17 protein-coding genes are annotated in these 16,403 nt (G+C 72.1%); 3 read left to right on the forward strand and 14 right to left on the reverse strand.

From position 1 onward, the window contains the following. Positions 1-159: 159 nt before the first annotated feature. The 8 genes from AB0C28_RS22155 to AB0C28_RS22190 all read right to left on the reverse strand — a co-directional run bounded on the left by AB0C28_RS22155 (position 160) and on the right by AB0C28_RS22190 (position 6,649). Entirely contained in the window at positions 160-1,653 is a 1,494-nt protein-coding gene (locus AB0C28_RS22155) for an SRPBCC family protein (RefSeq protein ID WP_357845990.1), read from the reverse strand. Continuing rightward, on the reverse strand, positions 1,646-2,146 hold the full coding sequence (locus AB0C28_RS22160) for a hypothetical protein (protein WP_357845992.1): 501 nt from the start codon (positions 2,144-2,146) through the stop codon (positions 1,646-1,648). The genes AB0C28_RS22155 and AB0C28_RS22160 overlap by 8 nt, the downstream gene beginning before the upstream one ends. 115 nt (positions 2,147-2,261) lie before the next feature. Beyond that, positions 2,262-2,807, reverse strand: coding sequence for a dihydrofolate reductase family protein (locus tag AB0C28_RS22165; protein WP_346105460.1), 546 nt, complete (start codon positions 2,805-2,807; stop codon positions 2,262-2,264). Positions 2,808-2,904: 97 nt separating this feature from the next. Further along, positions 2,905-3,102 carry a hypothetical protein gene (locus AB0C28_RS22170; protein WP_357845994.1) on the reverse strand — a complete coding sequence of 66 codons (198 nt, stop codon included), beginning with the start codon at positions 3,100-3,102 and terminating at the stop codon, positions 2,905-2,907. A 22-nt stretch (positions 3,103-3,124) separates the two neighbouring features. After that, complete coding sequence (locus AB0C28_RS22175; protein ID WP_357845996.1) at positions 3,125-3,766, reverse strand: response regulator transcription factor; 642 nt, start codon at positions 3,764-3,766, stop codon at positions 3,125-3,127. A gap of 60 nt (positions 3,767-3,826) precedes the next feature. Continuing rightward, on the reverse strand, positions 3,827-5,035 hold the full coding sequence (locus tag AB0C28_RS22180) for a sensor histidine kinase (protein ID WP_357845998.1): 1,209 nt from the start codon (positions 5,033-5,035) through the stop codon (positions 3,827-3,829). Positions 5,036-5,037: 2 nt separating this feature from the next. Beyond that, on the reverse strand, positions 5,038-5,742 hold the full coding sequence (locus AB0C28_RS22185) for an ABC transporter permease (protein ID WP_358076832.1): 705 nt from the start codon (positions 5,740-5,742) through the stop codon (positions 5,038-5,040). Position 5,743: 1 nt separating this feature from the next. After that, positions 5,744-6,649 (reverse strand): ABC transporter ATP-binding protein, encoded by a 906-nt coding sequence (locus tag AB0C28_RS22190; RefSeq protein WP_358076835.1) that lies wholly within the window; start codon positions 6,647-6,649, stop codon positions 5,744-5,746. Positions 6,650-6,929: 280 nt separating this feature from the next. On the opposite strand from AB0C28_RS22190, the gene AB0C28_RS22195 reads away from it, so the two are divergent. Further along, positions 6,930-7,916 (forward strand): glycoside hydrolase family 11 protein, encoded by a 987-nt coding sequence (locus AB0C28_RS22195; RefSeq protein ID WP_357846004.1) that lies wholly within the window; start codon positions 6,930-6,932, stop codon positions 7,914-7,916. A 157-nt stretch (positions 7,917-8,073) separates the two neighbouring features. Here AB0C28_RS22195 and AB0C28_RS22200 read toward each other — a convergent pair whose 3' ends face one another. The 3 genes from AB0C28_RS22200 to AB0C28_RS22210 are packed head-to-tail and all read right to left on the reverse strand — an operon-like array spanning position 8,074 to position 10,692. After that, positions 8,074-8,685: a methyltransferase domain-containing protein gene (locus AB0C28_RS22200; protein WP_346105470.1), complete on the reverse strand. Its 612-nt coding sequence runs from the start codon at positions 8,683-8,685 to the stop codon at positions 8,074-8,076. Then, positions 8,682-9,308 (reverse strand): TIGR04282 family arsenosugar biosynthesis glycosyltransferase, encoded by a 627-nt coding sequence (locus AB0C28_RS22205; protein WP_357846640.1) that lies wholly within the window; start codon positions 9,306-9,308, stop codon positions 8,682-8,684. Before AB0C28_RS22205 ends, AB0C28_RS22200 begins: the two co-directional genes overlap by 4 nt. Next, positions 9,193-10,692, reverse strand: coding sequence for a glycosyltransferase 87 family protein (locus tag AB0C28_RS22210; protein ID WP_358076838.1), 1,500 nt, complete (start codon positions 10,690-10,692; stop codon positions 9,193-9,195). Before AB0C28_RS22210 ends, AB0C28_RS22205 begins: the two co-directional genes overlap by 116 nt. Before the next feature lie 129 nt (positions 10,693-10,821). Here AB0C28_RS22210 and AB0C28_RS22215 point away from each other — a divergent pair, with 129 nt between their 5' ends. Further along, positions 10,822-11,922: an NAD-dependent epimerase/dehydratase family protein gene (locus tag AB0C28_RS22215; protein ID WP_358076841.1), complete on the forward strand. Its 1,101-nt coding sequence runs from the start codon at positions 10,822-10,824 to the stop codon at positions 11,920-11,922. Positions 11,923-11,962: 40 nt separating this feature from the next. After that, on the forward strand, positions 11,963-12,619 hold the full coding sequence (locus tag AB0C28_RS22220) for a glycosyltransferase family 2 protein (RefSeq protein ID WP_357846010.1): 657 nt from the start codon (positions 11,963-11,965) through the stop codon (positions 12,617-12,619). A gap of 48 nt (positions 12,620-12,667) precedes the next feature. Here the strand turns inward: AB0C28_RS22220 and AB0C28_RS22225 are convergent, their stop codons facing one another. From AB0C28_RS22225 to AB0C28_RS22235, 3 genes are all read right to left on the reverse strand, one after another. Next, the gene (locus AB0C28_RS22225; protein ID WP_357846012.1) at positions 12,668-13,300 is read right to left on the reverse strand and encodes a response regulator transcription factor; all 633 of its coding nucleotides are present in this window, start codon (positions 13,298-13,300) and stop codon (positions 12,668-12,670) included. After that, a complete protein-coding gene (locus AB0C28_RS22230; protein ID WP_358076843.1) occupies positions 13,297-14,544 on the reverse strand; it encodes a sensor histidine kinase in 1,248 nt (415 codons plus the stop codon). Before AB0C28_RS22230 ends, AB0C28_RS22225 begins: the two co-directional genes overlap by 4 nt. A 73-nt stretch (positions 14,545-14,617) precedes the next feature. Further along, positions 14,618-16,285, reverse strand: coding sequence for an FAD-binding protein (locus tag AB0C28_RS22235; protein ID WP_357846016.1), 1,668 nt, complete (start codon positions 16,283-16,285; stop codon positions 14,618-14,620). Positions 16,286-16,403: the final 118 nt, after the last annotated feature.

Below are 16,403 nucleotides of genomic sequence, written 5' to 3' on the forward strand. Positions count from 1 at the left end.
CACTGTCGAGCCAGGCCGCCAGGCTGCGCTGGCGGCCTTCGGACCTCTGTTTCCGCTCTCGGGCCTCTGCGTCGGCTCTCGGGCCTCGGACGTCGGGCCTCGGACGTCGGGCCTCGAACGTCGGACCTCGGGCACCGAACGCCGGACTCGGACCTCGTTCTACTCGGATCGGCGGCGGCGGATGGGCATGCGGCGGGGAATTCTCGGGCTGCGGCCTGAGCGGGATGTGGGCTTGTCCCAGGTCCGCTGCTTTCCGGTCGGCGGCTTTTCAGCGGCCTCGCTCTCTTCGCCCCCTTCGCCCCCTTCGCCCTCGCTGCTCTCTTGGTCTTCGCTGACTTCTTGGCCGCCGCCCTCCGGCTCTTCGCCCTCGCCGCCCTCCGGCTCTTCGTCCTCGGCGCTCTCCTCGCCTTCGGCTGTCGTCTGGCGGGCCTCCTCGCCTTCGCCTTCTTCCTCTTCGCCTTCTTCCTCTTCGCCTTCTTCGGCTTCCGCGCGTTCGCCGGTCGCCTCGGCGCCCTCGTCCTCGCCCTCTTCTGCGTCCTCTTCCTCCTCCTGGGCGGCGCGTTCCTCCTCCATGGCCGTCTCGTGGTCCTTGACGACCTCGCTGTCGCGGATCTCGCCGCGCCAGCCCTCAAGGTCGTCGGGATTCAGCAGGAGGTGCGCCATCACGTGCCGTCTGAAGTGCTTGAGCTCCAGCCGGACCCGCCGTCCCTGGGCGCGCCACAGGTTGCCGGTACGCTCGAACAGCCCCTGCGGGTGGTACTCCAGCACCACCAGGATCCGGGTGAGATCCTCGCTCAGCTCGTGGAACGTCACCACCCCGTCGACGTACCCCTTCTGGCCCTCGGACCGCCAGATGATCCGCTGGTCCGGAAGCTGCTCGATGATGTGCGCCTTCCAGTTGCGGTGCGACCAGAAGACCTGCGCCTTCCACATCAGGTCCTCGTCGGACTCCTGCTTGACGGTCTCCACCTTCTTCATGAAGGTCGGGAAGTCCTGGAACTGGGTCCACTGGTCGTACACGAGGCGGCGGGGCGCTCCGACGTCGATCGTCTCGACGATGTTGGTGACCTTCTCGAAGCCACCCTTCGAGCCCTTGCCGGTGATCTTCTGCATGATGCCTTTGAGGCCGCCCTTCAGGCCGCCCTTGACGACTTCACCCATGACCCCGCCGCCGCCTGACTTGCCCGACCCGGTAAGCGCGCCGATCAGGCCCTTCCCGCCTTCGCCGCCGCTCTCCGCGTACTCCGACAGCCGGCCGGTGAGACCTTCGATCTTGTCGCCCGCCTTGGCGAGCAGCCGGGCGCCGGCGGCGTGCAGCAGGTTCTGCGCCTCCTGGGTGAGCCGTTCGGTGGGCAGTGCGGCGAGAAGCCCCTTTCCGGCTGCCTTGGCCGTTCCCGCCACGCCCTGGCCGATGCCCTTCGCCGCTCCCGCTGCCTTCTGCGCCGCTCCGGCCGTCTTCTGGGCAGTGCCCTGCGCTGCTCCGGCCGCCTTCCCACCGGTGTCCTTCGCCGCGCCGGCCGCCTGCTGGCCGGTGTCCTTGGCCGCGCCGGTCACGCCTCTGGTCGCGCCGGTGGCCTTCTTGGCCGCGCCGCCCAGGCCTCGGCCGGCCGTGCCGACCGTGTCGCCGACCCGGCTCGTCTTGTTCTCAGCCACGGCCGTTCACCCCCGTGGGCTTCGCCTCGCCGCCCGGCTTCGCGTTACCGCTCCGCTTCCCGGCGGCACCCGGCTTGGCCTGCCCGTTCTGCTCGGCCTCGCCGTTCTGCTCAGCCTCCCCGCTCTGGTCCGGCGCGCCGCTCTGGTCCGCCGCGCCGTTCTGCTTCGCCGCGTCTTCGTCAGGGGTGCGCAGGGCTTCGGCGCGTTCGTGCAGCTTGTCGCTCAGGGAGTCCATCTTCCTGCTGGTGGCGGCCACGGCCGCGGCCTTGCCCACCTCCATGAGGTCGCCGCGCAGCCGGTCGGTGAGCTGTCCGACCTCCGGGGACGAACCCAGCACCTTGATCCCCTGCGCCAGCAGGCCCCCGCCCTTACCGCCCTTGGCCTTCCCGGCCAGCCCGGCGACGGCCAGGGCCGCGGCCATGCGCAACTTCCTGCGCCGTCCGAGGTAGTACCCGGCGAGCACGGCACAAGCGATCCGCAGCGTGTTCGACATGATCGGCGTTCCTTCCCCATGGCCACGACCGGGTCACTCGACCGTGGCCTGCCCGGGAAAGGGACGAAGAATCACTATCAGGTGGAAACTTGGACATATTTTGCGCGGTGAGACCTCAGCCCTCGGCCGGCGCGTAGATCGCGTGGATCACCCCGGTCTTGAAGGTCGCGGAGTGGGTCAGCTTCAGCGGGTGGGTCGGGGTGCCCTCGAACAGGCGCTGCCCGTGGCCGACCACGATCGGGTGGACGAGCAGGTTCAGCTCGTCGAGCAGCCCGTTGGCCAGCAGCCAGCGCACGGTCGTCGCGGAGCCGGACATCTGGATGTCGCCGTCGATCTCGCCCTTGAGCTCGCGTAGCCGGGCGGCGACGTCGCCGGAGACGACGGTGGTGTTGCTCCAATCGGCGCTGGTCAGGGTGCTCGACACGACGAACTTGCGTGCCTGGTTCAACATCGCGGCGACCTCCTGGTCCTGCTCCGTCGACGTCCAGTACGCGGACCACTCGTCGTACAGCTTGCGGCCCATCAGCATCGCGCCCGCGCTCGCCATGCCGGCCTCCACCACGGCGCCCATCTCGTCGTCCCAGTAGGGGAAGTGCCACTGGTCCGGGGACTCGACCACGCCGTCCACGGAGATGAAGAAACTCGAAATGATCTTAGCCATCGCTCCTGCTCCTCTGTCGTCGCAGGGAGGCTAGACCGTGAGGGCGGCCGGGGTCTTGTACAGAAACGACACCCGCCGGATCGCCTCAGAGATCGCCTCAGAGATGGAACCAGTGGATGCGGCGGCAGACCGTGCACACGAAACAGGAGGCGTCGCGATTGGCCCAGTCGAGGTTCATGAACGTCATGCCGGTGGTCTGGAGCTTCCACCGGTGCGCTTCGAACAGCTCGTTCTGGCACGTGTCGCAGCGCAGGTTGGCGCCGTGGGGCAGGGTGACGGGCTGCGGCTCGCTCATACGGCGATGCTAGCCACCTGTATCAGTCTTTGTCGGTACTGAGCAGGCCGCGACGGAAGGCGACCGCGACGGCCGCCGCGCGGTCGTTGACGCCGAGCTTGGCGTAGATGTGCAGAACGTGGCTCTTGACCGTGGCCTCGCTGATGAACAGGCGGGCGGCGGCCTCGCGGTTGGTCGCGCCGTCGGCGATCAGGCGCAGCACCTCCAGTTCCCGCCCGCTCAGCGGGTCGGCGGGGGCGCGGACCTGGCCGAGCAGCCGGGTGGCCACCGAAGGCGACAGCACGGCCTCGCCCCTGGCCGCCGCGCGCACGGCGCGGACCAGCTCGTCGCGGCCCGTGTCCTTGAGCAGGTAGCCGGTCGCGCCGGCCTCGACGGCCGGCAGCACGTCCTTGTCGGTGTCGTACGTCGTCAGCACGAGCACGCGAGCCCGCACCCCCAGCCGGGCCAGCTCCTTGATGGCCGTGACGCCGTCCATCCGCGGCATCCGCAGGTCCATCAGGATGACGTCGGGGTCGAGCACGCGGGCCAGGTCCACGGCCTGGGCCCCGTCACCCGCCTCGCCGAGCACCTCGAAGCCCGGGTCACCGGTGAACATGCCACGGATGCCGTCGCGCACGACGGGATGGTCGTCGACGATCAGCAGCCGGACGGGGGTCTCGGTCACGCACGGCCTCCAGGAGCACGGGGGTTCTCGATCACGCATCGCCTCTCAGACCACGGGGTCTCAGTCACGCGGCGCGTCCCTGGGTACGGCGGGCACGCTGGCGGAGATCGCGGTGCCCGCGCCGAGCTCCGACTCGATCTCCAGCTCGCCCGCCAGCCGCGTCACCCGCCGGCGCATCGAGGTCAGGCCGTAGCCGCCGCCCTCGCGTACCCGTTCGAGGTCGAAGCCGGCGCCGTCGTCGCGCACGTCGAGCGCGACCACGTCCTCCATGTACGACAGCGTCAGCCCGACCCGCCCAGCCCCCGCGTGCTTGGCCACGTTGGCCAGCGCCTCCTGGGCCGTGCGCAGCAGGGTCTCCTCGACCTCGGGATGCATGGGACGGACCGTACCAGTCGTGTGCACTTCTGCCGGAACAGCGTTCAGGGCCGACCACTCGGCGGCGACCTCGGCGAGGGCGTCGGGCAGCGGCGCCGACTCCAACTGGCCGGGACCGACGGCGTGGATCGACCTGCGGGCCTCGGACAGCCCCTCCTTGGCCAGCCGCGTGGCGTTGCCGATGTGCCGCTCACGCGCGGCCGAGTCGTCCTTGGCCTGCGTCGCGGCCTGGAGCTGGGTGATGATGCCGGTCAGCCCCTGCGCGAGCGTGTCGTGGATCTCGCCGGCCATCCGCTGCCGCTCGTCCATGACCCCCGCCTCCCTGGCCTGGACCAGGAGCTGGGCGTGCAGGCCCGCGTTCTCCCGCATCGCCTCCTCCAGCCGGGTCACCATCCTCTTCCGCTCGGCGCTGCGCTCGGCGGTGATCTCCCCGACGAAGCTGAACAGGCCGACCAGGGCCACGATGGCGGCGGTGAAGAACAGGTAGCTGAGGATGCTCGCGGCGGTGGGCTCGGGCAGGCCGCCGCGGTAGGCGGCGACGGTGGCGGCGGCCGTGGCGCTCACCCCCGCGAAGCGCCACCCGCCCCGGAGGTACTGCCAGGAGTGGAGGTGACCGACGAAGCCGAAGAAGCTGGCGAACCAGACGCCCCGCATGCTCAGCACCGCGATCACCACGATCAGGCCGGTGACGTACAGGGCCTTCATCGGGCCGCGTGACATGAGGCCCATCCACGCGGCGGCGAGCGCCGCCAGGCCGAGCGTGACCAGCCGCTCGGCCCAGGTTTCGCGCTGCTCGGTGAGCAGGTAGAGCACGGTGGCGACGACGAGCAGGAGGTAGGGGACGAGGCTCACGTACCGCTGCAGTTGCCGCTCCCACCGGTCCAGCCTCGTCACGCTCACTCCCAACGGAAGAATCTGGCCGCGGCCACGCTCAGGACCACCGCGTAGCAGGTCATCGCGGCCAGCAGCGGCAGGCTCGGCGCGCCTCCCGCCCAGACGTCCTGCAACGACTGCCGGAAGGCGCCCAATGGAGTGTATGCACCGATTCGTGCCAGCACTTCCGGCATCTGGTTCACCGGCTGCATCAGCCCGGCCAGGTAGGCCATGGGGAAGTACAGCAGCACGCCGACCCCGTTCGCGCTGCGCCCGTTCGCGGCGAGGGCGGCGATGAGCAGCCCGATCGAGAACATCGCCGCCGTGCCCAGCACGAACGTCAGCACGAACGCCCACACCGCGCCGGGCGGGCGCGCGCCCAGCGCGCTCACGCCGACGGCCAGCAGCAGCCCGCAGGTGACGGCGGTGAGGACCACTTGCAGCAGCAACTGCACCGCCAGCATGTTCCCCGGCCGCAGCGGCGTCGTCGAGAGCCGTCGCAGGATCCCTCTCTCCCGGTACGTCGCCAGCGTCGTCGGCAGCATGTAGAGCGCGACCAGCCCGACCGCGATGGCCAGCGCCATGGGGAGCAGCACGGTGTCGCCCGGCTCGATCGAGCTGCCGAAGATGACCAGGATGAACAGCGGGATGAGCACCGTGAACAGCGAGCCCGGCTCCCTGACCAGGAGCTTCAGCTCGACGGTGGTGAGTTTGGCGATCGCGGTCATGTCAGTTCTCCCAGGTACGGCCGGTGAGGGCGAGAAAGGCGTCGTCGAGCGTGCGCTTGTCGATGCGCAGGTCGCTGACCAGGACGTGGTGGCGGGCGAGGCGGGCCGTGACGGCGGTGGCGAAGTCGCCCCTGCCGGTGACGACCACCCGGTCGCCGTCCCTGGTCACGCCCGACACCCCCGGCACGTCGCCGAGCAGTTCCTGCGGGTCGGCCTGCGTCATCAGGGTGAACCTCATGTGGTGCTCGGCGCCGGTGCCCTCGATGAGCCCGCCCGGGGTGTCGACGGCCACGATGCGGCCCTGGTCGAACACCGCCACCCGGTCGCAGAGCTCCTCGACCTCGTCCATGAAGTGGCTGACCAGCACCACGGTCACGCCGCTCGCGCGGACCCGCTTGATCAGCTCCCAGGTGGCCCGGCGCGCCTGCGGGTCGAGGCCCGTGGTCAGCTCGTCGAGGAAGGCCACCCGCGGGTTGCCGATCAGCGCGAGGGCGATGAACAGCCGCTGCTTCTGACCGCCCGACAGCTTGCCGAAGCGGGCGTCGCGCTTGTCGGCCAGGCCCCACTGCTCGATCAGCTCGCGCCAGTCGCGCGGGGCGGCGTAGAAGGAGGCGTACAGGTCGAGCGCCTCCCAGACCTTGATGTTCTCCGGCAACTGGGTGTGCTGCAGCTGCACGCCGATCTGCTCGCGCAGCGCCCTGTCCGCGGGATCGAGCCCGAGCACGCGGACGGTTCCGCTGTCGGGCCGCCTGAGCCCTTCGACGCATTCGACGGTGGTGGTCTTGCCCGCGCCGTTGGGGCCGAGGATGCCGAAGATCTCGCCCTCGTCCACGGAGAACGACACCCCGTCCAGGATCGTCTGAGCCGCGTACCTCTTGGTGAGGCCCTTGACCTCGATGACTGCCATGACTCAAGGATCTTCCGGCGGCGTTCCGCGCGAATCGTCCCGGCGGCCACCGTCAGGGGTGGTCGCGGCGGATTCCGGAACCCACCGTTCGGTTGATTGACACGTGCGTACGGCGCGGCAAGTTTCGGGGTATTCCTGAAAGTTTCACGAGGTGGACCCGGCTCTGACCAGAGCAGGATCGCACGCCCTGACAGAGTCCGTTGACAGCCTCCAGAAACCAGGCCGATACTTTCGCCGGAACGCCGATAGTTTCGACATCGACGGGAGGTAGCACCGTCACATGAACGACTCCCCCGCTCACCCGAAGAGCCGCCTCAGACGGTTCGTCAGCCGGGCCTGCGTCGTCGCTCTGGTCGCGGCCACGGCGATGACGCCCGGCATCGCCCACGCGGCCCCCATCACCTCCAACCAGACCGGCACCAACAACGGCTACTTCTACTCGTTCTGGACCGACAGCGCCGGAACGGTCTCCATGGAGCTGGGATCCGGCGGCAACTACAGCACGTCCTGGCGCAACACCGGCAACTTCGTCGCCGGCAAGGGCTGGAACCCCGGCGGGCGGAGGACCGTCAGCTATTCGGGCAGCTTCAACCCGTCGGGGAACGCCTACCTGACCCTCTACGGGTGGACCAGGAATCCGCTGGTGGAGTACTACATCGTCGACAACTGGGGCACCTACCGGCCCACGGGGACCTACAAGGGCACGGTCACCAGCGACGGCGGCACGTACGACATCTACCAGACCACCCGCTACAACGCCCCCTCCATCGAGGGCACCAGGACCTTCAACCAGTACTGGAGCGTACGGCAGTCGAAGCGGACCGGCGGCACCATCACCGCGGGCAACCACTTCGACGCCTGGGCCCGTAACGGGATGAGCCTGGGCAACCACGACTACATGATCATGGCGACCGAGGGCTACCAGAGCAGCGGCAGCTCCAACATCACGATCGGCGGCTCCGGTGGCGGAGGCGGCGGCGGTGGTGGAGGGGGCGGCGGCGGTGGCTGCACCGCGACGCTCTCCGCCGGTCAGCAGTGGAGCGACCGGTACAACCTCAACGTCGCCGTCAGCGGTTCGAGCAACTGGACCGTGACGATGAACGTGCCGTCCCCGGCGAAGGTGCTGACCACCTGGAACATCAGTGCCAGTTATCCGAGTGCCCAGGTGCTGAGCGCCCGGCCCAACGGCAGCGGGAACAACTGGGGGGTGACGATCCAGCACAACGGCAACTACACCTGGCCCACGGTCTCCTGTAGCGCGAGCTGACCCTCTGGGCGGACGTCCGGCGGCGCGGCGGCCCACCACCGCCGCGCCACCCGCATGCCCCGCTCCCCATCAGCCCCGATCCCTATGAGCTCCAGTCCCCATCAGCGCCGGTGCCCATCAAGCGCCGTCCCCATCGACCGGGTCCCCTTGAGCTGGGTCAGTAGAGCCGGGCCAGCCAGCGGCCGTTCGCGTTCCAGTGGTCGGCGCCGTCGAAGCCACCCGCCCGCGCGACCCGCCCGAGGTCGCTCGCCGAGACCGTCGCCCAGCCGAACCACTCGCCGGCCAGCTGACCCCTGCGCAGCCGGACCCGGTCCACCCGGCTGCGCGTCCCCGGCGGCGCCACCTCGGCCAGAACTGTGCCGCCCGGCCGGATGAGCTGCCTGACCCGGCGCAGCAGCGTCTCGGGGTTGCCGCCGATGCCGATGTTGCCGTCGGCGAGCAGGGCGGTGGCCCAGCGGCCGCTGCCAGGAATGTCGTCGAAGACGTCACGGAGCAGGGCGAACCCGCCGGCGCGGCGGGTCAGGGCGACGGCGCGGGGCGTGATGTCGATGCCGAGCGAGGTGACGCCGCGCCGGGTCAGCGCCGCCGTCAGCCGTCCGGGTCCTGAGCCGATGTCGAGCGTCGGGCTGGCGCACCGGCTCAGCAGCTCCTCGTCCCCGTCGATCGGCTCGAACCAGCGCGCGGCCTCCAGCGTGACGCGGGTGCCGTCCACGTACTCGATCTCGGCGCTCTCTCCTGCGAGCGCGTCGGCGTACAGCTCGCCGATCATCGGCCCAGCCTCCTCAGCTCGGCGGCGAAGCAGGACGCGGGCGCCTGCGCGGCCACGGCGGCGGCGTCCGCCGCCGTGTCGACGTCGATCAACTCGGGCAATTGGTGCACGGTCAGCTCCGCGCGGTCCAGCCGGTCGAGCTGGAACTTGCCGGTCTCCGGATGCGACATGGGCACCCCCAGCAGCAGCTCCGGGTCGGGCCTGCGCAGGCCGAGCAGCCACCACCCGCCGTCGGCGGCCGGGCCGTAGACCGCGTCGTGCTCCGTCAGCGCCTCCCCCGCCTCGCTCAGCAGCTCCGGCGTGACCTGCGGGGTGTCCATGCCGATCAGGACGACCGGCCCCGGCCGCAGCCGGTGCGTGTCGGAGAAGGCCGCGGCCAGGCGCTCGTCCAGGCCGTCGCCGCGCTGCGGGATCACCACGAACTCCTCCGGCAGCCAGCCGCCCGGCAGGCCGTCCAGGGCCAGCACCCGCTGCGGGGCCGGCGTCGCCGCCACGGCCCGCAGGCTGTCACGGAGCGAGGCCAGCGCCAGAGCCGCGGCCTCCTCCTGGCTGAACGGCGGAGTCAGCCGGGTCTTGACCCGGCCGGGGACCGGTTCCTTGGCGATGATCAGGATCTGGGGCAGATGATCGGGTTTGCTCAGCGTGCTCAGTCCTTTCACTGGGGCGGCGTACGGCCCAGCCGATCAGCACGGCCACCACGGCCGCGGCGTAGAAAACGGTTGCGAGGATGCCGGCGCCCATCGGGCCGTCGACGTAGGCGATGGCGCCCGCCAGGGCCGCGCCCAGCCACTCCCACCGGCCGGTCTTGGCGGCCAGCGCGACGACCAGCAGCGCGTACCAGGAGTAGCCGGGGGTGAACAGCAGCAGCAGCGCGCCGCTGACCACCAGCGCGCCCTGCCAGGGCCGCTCCTGGCGGCCGTACCGCAGGACGGCCAGGATGACCAGCGCCAGCAGCCCGATCGCCGCGTACGGGGCCCACGCGTCCGGCAGGACCAGCCGCAGGACCAGGTAGCGGTTGCCGCCGCCCTCGTAGCGCTCCTCCTGGAGGTAGCCCGGCAGGTAACCCGCCACCGCGGGGCCCGAGGCCAGCACGTACGGCACGTACGACAGCACGACCACGGCCGTCGCGGGCACCACGACACCGAGCAGCCGCCGCCACGCCACCCCGCCGATCACGCCGCCCGCCCCGCCCGGCGCCCCGCTTGCCAGCACGCCGGACAGCGAGCCCACGAGCGCCGTCGCGGGCAGCAGCTTGGCCGCCACGGCGCCGCCCAGCAGCGCCCCGCGCGCCCAGAGCCCCCGCACTTGCAGACGCTCGCCGCGCCCCCGTACCGTCCAGAAGGCCAGCGCCACCAGCAGCACGGCTGCCATGTCGACGTGCGCGTTGTTCACCGCCTCGACCGGTACGGCGGGACACCACGCCCAGATCGCCGCCCGCCGCGCGCCCGCCAGCCGGCACAGCGTCAGCAGCGTGAGCACGGCCATCAGCCAGCCGCCGAGCTGGAGGACCTTGTGCCGCGACCCCTCCGGCGACAGCCAGTGCACCAGCAGGAAGTAGCCCTGGGCGAACGGCGGATAGATCGTCGGCACGGTGGGGCGGTTGATCCGGGTGCAGCCGCCGTCCGGCAGCGGGTAGAGACCGGGCCCGGCGCAGTCGGCGGGGAACAGCCATCCGTCGCGCAGCCCGGCGAGCGCCGGGTCGGACGGCGGGTGGTCGTAGGGCGAGACGCCCGCGGCCTGCACCTTGCCGTCCCACGCGTAACGGAAGGAGTCGGTGCTGCTGCTCGGCGGCGCCACCAGCCCGGTCGCGGCCAGCAGGATCCCGCCGCCGACGACGAGCGCGGTCAGCCGCCGCTCCGGCACCCGCCCTGCCAGCCACAGAGCCACGCAGAACAGGGCCCAGGCCAGCAGGTACCAGCCCAGGCGGGGCGGCCCCGTCACCATCCCGGCCACGGTGGCCGCCAGGAGGACGAGCACCGCCCCCGTCGCTAACGTGTTCCGGCTCACAGGCGGCAGCCTCGCATCCACGCGCCGGTTCGCGGTCGCTCCGTCGCTCTCCGTTCGATCTCCGTAAGAAGCCTTACGAACTGCGAACGTCCCTTATCGCGAGCGGGCCGGCGGCCTAGCGTCGGCGGCATGAGAGTGTTGGTCACCGGCTCGGCCGGTTTCATCGGCGGGCACGTGGCCGAAGCGCTGGAGGCGGCGGGTCACGACGTCGTCGGCCTCGACCTGCGGACCGGCCAGGACGTCCAGGACCCGGCCGTCCTCGACGGGCTGCTGCCCGGCGCGGACGTCGTGGTGCACCAGGCCGCCAAGGTCGGGCTCGGCGTGGACGTCTCCGACCTGCCCGACTACGCCGGCGTCAACGTGTACGGCACGGCGGTCCTGCTCGCCGCCATGGCCAGGCACGGGATCGGCCGGCTCGTGCTGGCGTCCTCGATGGTGATCTACGGCGAGGGCCGCTACGAGTGCGCGGAACACGGTGACGTACGGCCGGGGCCGCGGACCGTGGACGACCTGGAGCACGGCCGGTTCGAGCCGCCGTGCCCGCGCTGCGGCGCGCCGCTGGCCTGCGCGGAGATCGACGAGGACGCCCGGCCCGATCCGCGCAACGCCTACGCCACCAGCAAGCTCGCGCAGGAGCACCTGGCCGCCAACTGGGCCAGGCAGACCGGCGGGAGCGCTGCGGCGCTGCGGTACCACAACGTCTACGGGCCGCGCATGCCGCGCGACACGCCCTACGCCGGGGTGGCCGCGATCTTCCGCTCCGAGCTGGAGGCGGGCCGGGCGCCGAAGGTGTTCGAGGACGGCCGCCAGCGGCGTGACTTCGTGCACGTCAGGGACGTGGCCAGAGCCAACCTCGCGGCCATGTCGGCGACAGCGTCGGCCACAGCGCCTGCCACAGCGTCGGCCAGAGTGCCGACCACGGTGCCGACCACGGTGCCGACCACGGTGCCGACCACGGTGCCGACCACGGTGCCGACCACGGTGCCGACCACGGTGCCGGCCGGTGAGCTGCGCGCCTGGAACGTCGCCTCGGGCACCCCGCACACCGTGGGCGACATGGCCGCCGCGCTGGCGGCCGAACGCGGCGGGCCCGAGCCGGTGGTGACCGGCGCCTACCGGCTCGGCGACGTCCGCCACATCGTCGCCTCGGCCGCACGGGCCAGGACCGAGCTCGGCTTCCACGCCGAGATCGGCTTCGAGGCGGGCGTGAAGGAGTTCGCCTGGTCATGAACGTAACCCCCCGCTGCCGCTACGAGGAGGCCCGCCGATCATGACGGTGGACGTGATTCTGCCCTGCCTGAACGAGGAGGACGCGCTCGGCTGGGTGCTCGGGCGCATGCCCGCCGGCTACCGCCCGATCGTGGTCGACAACGGCTGCACGGACCGGTCGGCGGAGGTCGCCGCCGGCCTCGGCGCGCGGGTGGTGCACGAGCCCGCGCGCGGTTTCGGCGCCGCCTGCCATGCCGGGCTGCTCGCCGCCACCGCCGACCTGGTCTGCTTCATGGACGCCGACGCCTCGCTCGACCCCGGTCAGCTGCCCCGGGTGGCCGATCCGGTGCTCGACGGGCGGGCCGACCTGGTCATGGGCCGGCGTACGCCCCGGGGCGCGGGCGCCTGGCCCCGGCACGCGCGGCTGGGCAACGCCGTGCTGGCCGCGAACCTGCGCCGCCGTACAGGTGCGCCGCTGCACGACCTCGGCCCCATGCGGGCGGCCAGACGCCTGGCGCTGCTGGACCTCGCGCTGACCGACCGCCGCTTCGGCTACCCGCTGGAGATGGTGCTGCGCGCCGCCTCGGCCGGCTGGCGGATCGACGAGGTACGGGTGGACTACCTGCCCAGGACCGGGCGTTCGAAGGTGACCGGCACCATCGGCGGCACCCTGCGCGCCGTCTCCGACATGCGGCGCGTCATGGCCGAAATCCGCTGAACGCGGACGTCGCCGTTCAGGAGAGCGTGGGACCTCTCAAAGCAGCGCTCAGGGTGATCGTGGGACGAGCAGGCCCCGGTTGAACGCCTCGGTGACCGCGGCGGCCCGATCGCCCACGCCGAGCTTGCCGTAGATGTTCAGCAGGTGCGACTTCACCGTGGCCTCGGTGACGAACAGCTTCGCCGCCGCCTCCCGGTTCGTCGCCCCGGCGGCCACCAGGTGCAGCACTTCGAGCTCCCGCGGGCTGAGCGGACCGGTGGCGGACGAGCGTACCCGGCTCATCAGCAGCGCCGCCGCCGACGGCGCGAGCACCGCCTCGCCCCGCGCGGTGGCTCGGACCGCGCGCAGCAGCTCGTCGCGCGGCGCGTCCTTCAGTAGGTAGCCGGTGGCGCCGGCCTCGATCGCGGGCAGCACGTGGCCGTCGGTGTCGTACGTGGTCAGCACCAGCACCCGCGCCCCGCCCCCGTCCCGAGCCAGCTCCCGCATGGCGCTGACGCCGTCCGTGCCCGGCATGCGCAGGTCCATGAGGATCACGTCGGGCCGCAGCGCCCTGGCCAGCCGGACCGCCTCGGCCCCGTCACCGGCCTCCCCGACCACCTCGAAGTCGGGTTCGCGGGCGAACATGCCGCTCAGCCCGTCCCTGACCACCGGATGGTCGTCCACGACCAGCAGCCTGATCACGCCCCTGCCCCCTCTCGCGCAGCGGGCACGCGGGCCGAGATGCCCGTGCCCGCGCCCGGCTCCGACTCGACCGCCAGGCTGCCGGACAGCCCCTCGATCCGCTGCCGCATCGCCTCCAGCCCGAACCCGGCGCGGGCGGCGCCGCCGCCGAGCCCGGCCGGGTCGAAGCCGCCGCCGTCGTCACGCACGTCCAGCGCCACCTCGTCCTCCAGATAGGACAGGGTCACCCCCACCCGGGTCGCCCCCGCGTGCTTGGCCACGTTGGTCAGCGCCTCCTGCGCGGCCCGCAGCAGCGCGACCTCGGCCTCCGGCGGCATCGGCCGCGCCGTGCCGGTCGTCGTGACCCGTACCGGGATGCCGTGCAGGTCCGCCCAGCGGCCGGCCACGCCGGCCAGCGCCTCCTCCAGCCGGGCCGCCCGCAGCGGCTCGGGGCGCAGCGCGTCCACCGACCGCCGCGCCTCCGACAGGCTCTCCCTGGCCAGCCCGGCCGCCGCGGCGAGGTGGCGGCGCCAGCCCGCCGGGTCGTCGCCCGCCTGCTCGGCCGCGCGGAGCTGGCTGATGATGCCCGTGAAGCCCTGCGCGAGCGTGTCGTGGATCTCCCTGGCCATCCGCCGCCGCTCGTCGTGCACGCCCGCCTCTCTGGCCCGCGCCACCAGCCGCTCGTGCAGGGCGGCGTTCTCCGCCAGCGTCTCCTCCAGCCTGCGGTTCGCCTCGCGCGCCTCCTCCAGCGCGCGCAGGCGCTCCTCGTTGCGCTGGTCATCGCGCCGGGAGTGCCAGGCGAACGCGCACATGGGGATCGCGTTCGCGGCCACCACGGCGGCGTACAGGGTCAGGCCCATGGTGGTGCTCGTGTCCACCGCGTACGACTGCGCCGTGCCCGCCACCACCGCCACCGACGCGACGCCGGCCTGCCGCCACGGCCAGGGCAGCACCTCGAACGCGAAGATGTAGCCCGCGGGCGTGAAGAACCCGAACCACGGCGCCCTGACCACCAGCACCAGCATGATCACGACCAGTCCGGCGAAGAACACCGCCATCACCGGCGGACGCTCCCGCCAGCCGGGCCGCAGCGTGAAGCCCCCCAGCATCCACACCGCCGTCAGCGCGCACAGGGCCAGGTCGCCGGCCGGGGACGTGCCGTGCGCCCACCTGATCGGCACCGTGACGACGGCCAGGACCGCCAGCAGGGTGTACGGCACGACGCCCGTCACCACCGGCCGCCTGCGAGGGGCCGCACCGTCCATGCGCGCTCCTTCATCACTCGTGTCCCTGCCCACAACCTAACCGCGACCCGGGCCTGCTCTGGGGGCCGCTCGCTCAGGGCAGTTCGATGCTCAGAGCGTGCCGGAAGACGCCGCGCGGATCCCATCGGGCCTTGATCCGCTGGAGTCGTGGGTAGTTGTCCTTGTAGTAGAGGATGCGCCCGGGAACGCCGGAGGTGTTCCACTCCGGGTCGATCAGGTCGACGTCGGGATAGTTGATGTACGAGCCGTCGTCCACCTCGCCGGGCACCGGCACGCCGCCGGTGCGGGCGTACACGTCACGGTAGAAGCCGCGCACCCAGGCCAGGCTGCTCGCGTCGTCGGCCGCGTCGGCCCAGGTCGTGTAGTAGACCGCCTTCATGACCACGTCGCGCTGGGCGACCGCGGTGGCCTCCGGCGCGACCGCGCGCACCTGGCCGCCGTACCCGATGAGCAACATTCCTGAGCGCTCGTTCCCGGTGGAGCCGGTCAGGTTGCGGTGGATCGCGGCGAGTTGCTGGTCGGTGAACGACTTGCGGAGGTAGGCAGCCTTGTTCTTGTACCGGCGGGCGGTCGCGTCGCCGGCCTCGCCCGTGCCCGGCCAGGTCATCCGGTGCAACCACGGCATCGTCCCCCGGGTGTCGACGATGGGCTCGACTCCCGTGCCAGCGCTCACCGCGGAGACGAACTCGTTCACCAGGCCGTCCGCGCCGGGCAGGCCCGCGTCGATCTGCACGGCCATCGAGACGTATCCGGCGGCGCGGTGCGACAGCAACAGGATCGCGTAGACGCCGGCCGACGGTGCGCCCGGCGCGCTGTTGTGCTCGTGCCAGGTGCCGAAGTTGCGCACCAGCCGGGTGAACGCCGCCTCGGTCATGCCCTCCCACGGCCAGGCGATCACGCGTTCCAGCATCTCCGCCGGGGAGGCGGGGAGCAGCCCGGCCGGGTCGGAGCCGGTGGCGCCGGGCGAGCGCAGCCAGTACTTGGTGACCACGCCGAAGTTGCCGCCGCCACCGCCGGTGTGCGCCCACCACAGGTCGCGGTTCGGGTCGCCGGGCTCGCGGGTGGCGACCACCGCGCGGGCTGCGCCGTCCGCGCCGGCCACCACGACCTCCACGCCGTACAGGTGGTCGACCACCGAGCCGTACCGGCGCGACAGTGCCCCGTACCCACCGCCGGCGAAGTGACCGCCCGCGCCCACCGCCGGGCAGCTGCCGCCGGGGATCGTCACGCCCCAGCCCTTGAACAGCGTCCGGTAGACCTGCCCGAGCGTGGCCCCCGGCTCCACCACGAACGCCTTCCTGCGCGGGTCGTAGCCGACCGCGTCCATCGGGGAGAGGTCGATCAGCGTGCGCACCGCCGAGTCGGCGGTGAAGTTCTCGAAGCAGTGGCCGCCGCTGCGCACCGCGATCCGCCGTCCGGCGCGGACCGCCTCCGTCACCGCGCGCACCACCTGCTCGGTCGAGCCGGCCACGCGGATCTCGTCCGGACGGCCCGCGAAGCGGAAGTTGTTACCGCGCAGCAGGCCGTCGTACCGGGGGTCGTCAGGCCGGATCCGCACCGGCCCGAACTCCTCCGCACCGGCCGGGCCTCCATCGCCCGCACCCGCATCCCCCGCCACGCCCGCCGCCACATCCGCCATCGCCGGACCCGTCATCCCCGCGCCCAGCGCGCCGCCCGCCACGGCCCCCGCGCCGGCGAGCAGCCTCCGCCGGCTCACCTGCTCTCGTTCCGACTGACTCATGTCTATCCTTCCGGCGCCGGTCCCCTGAAGACCGGGGTCTCCTCACCGTCCCAGCGCCGCGACCGCCCCCGCATCGGCCGATCTCCCGGTACGGCGGCTGAACCGCCGCTCCACCGGA

It is taken from the genome of Nonomuraea sp. NPDC048892, assembly GCF_040649735.1.
Classification (GTDB): Bacteria; Actinomycetota; Actinomycetes; order Streptosporangiales; family Streptosporangiaceae; genus Nonomuraea; species Nonomuraea maheshkhaliensis.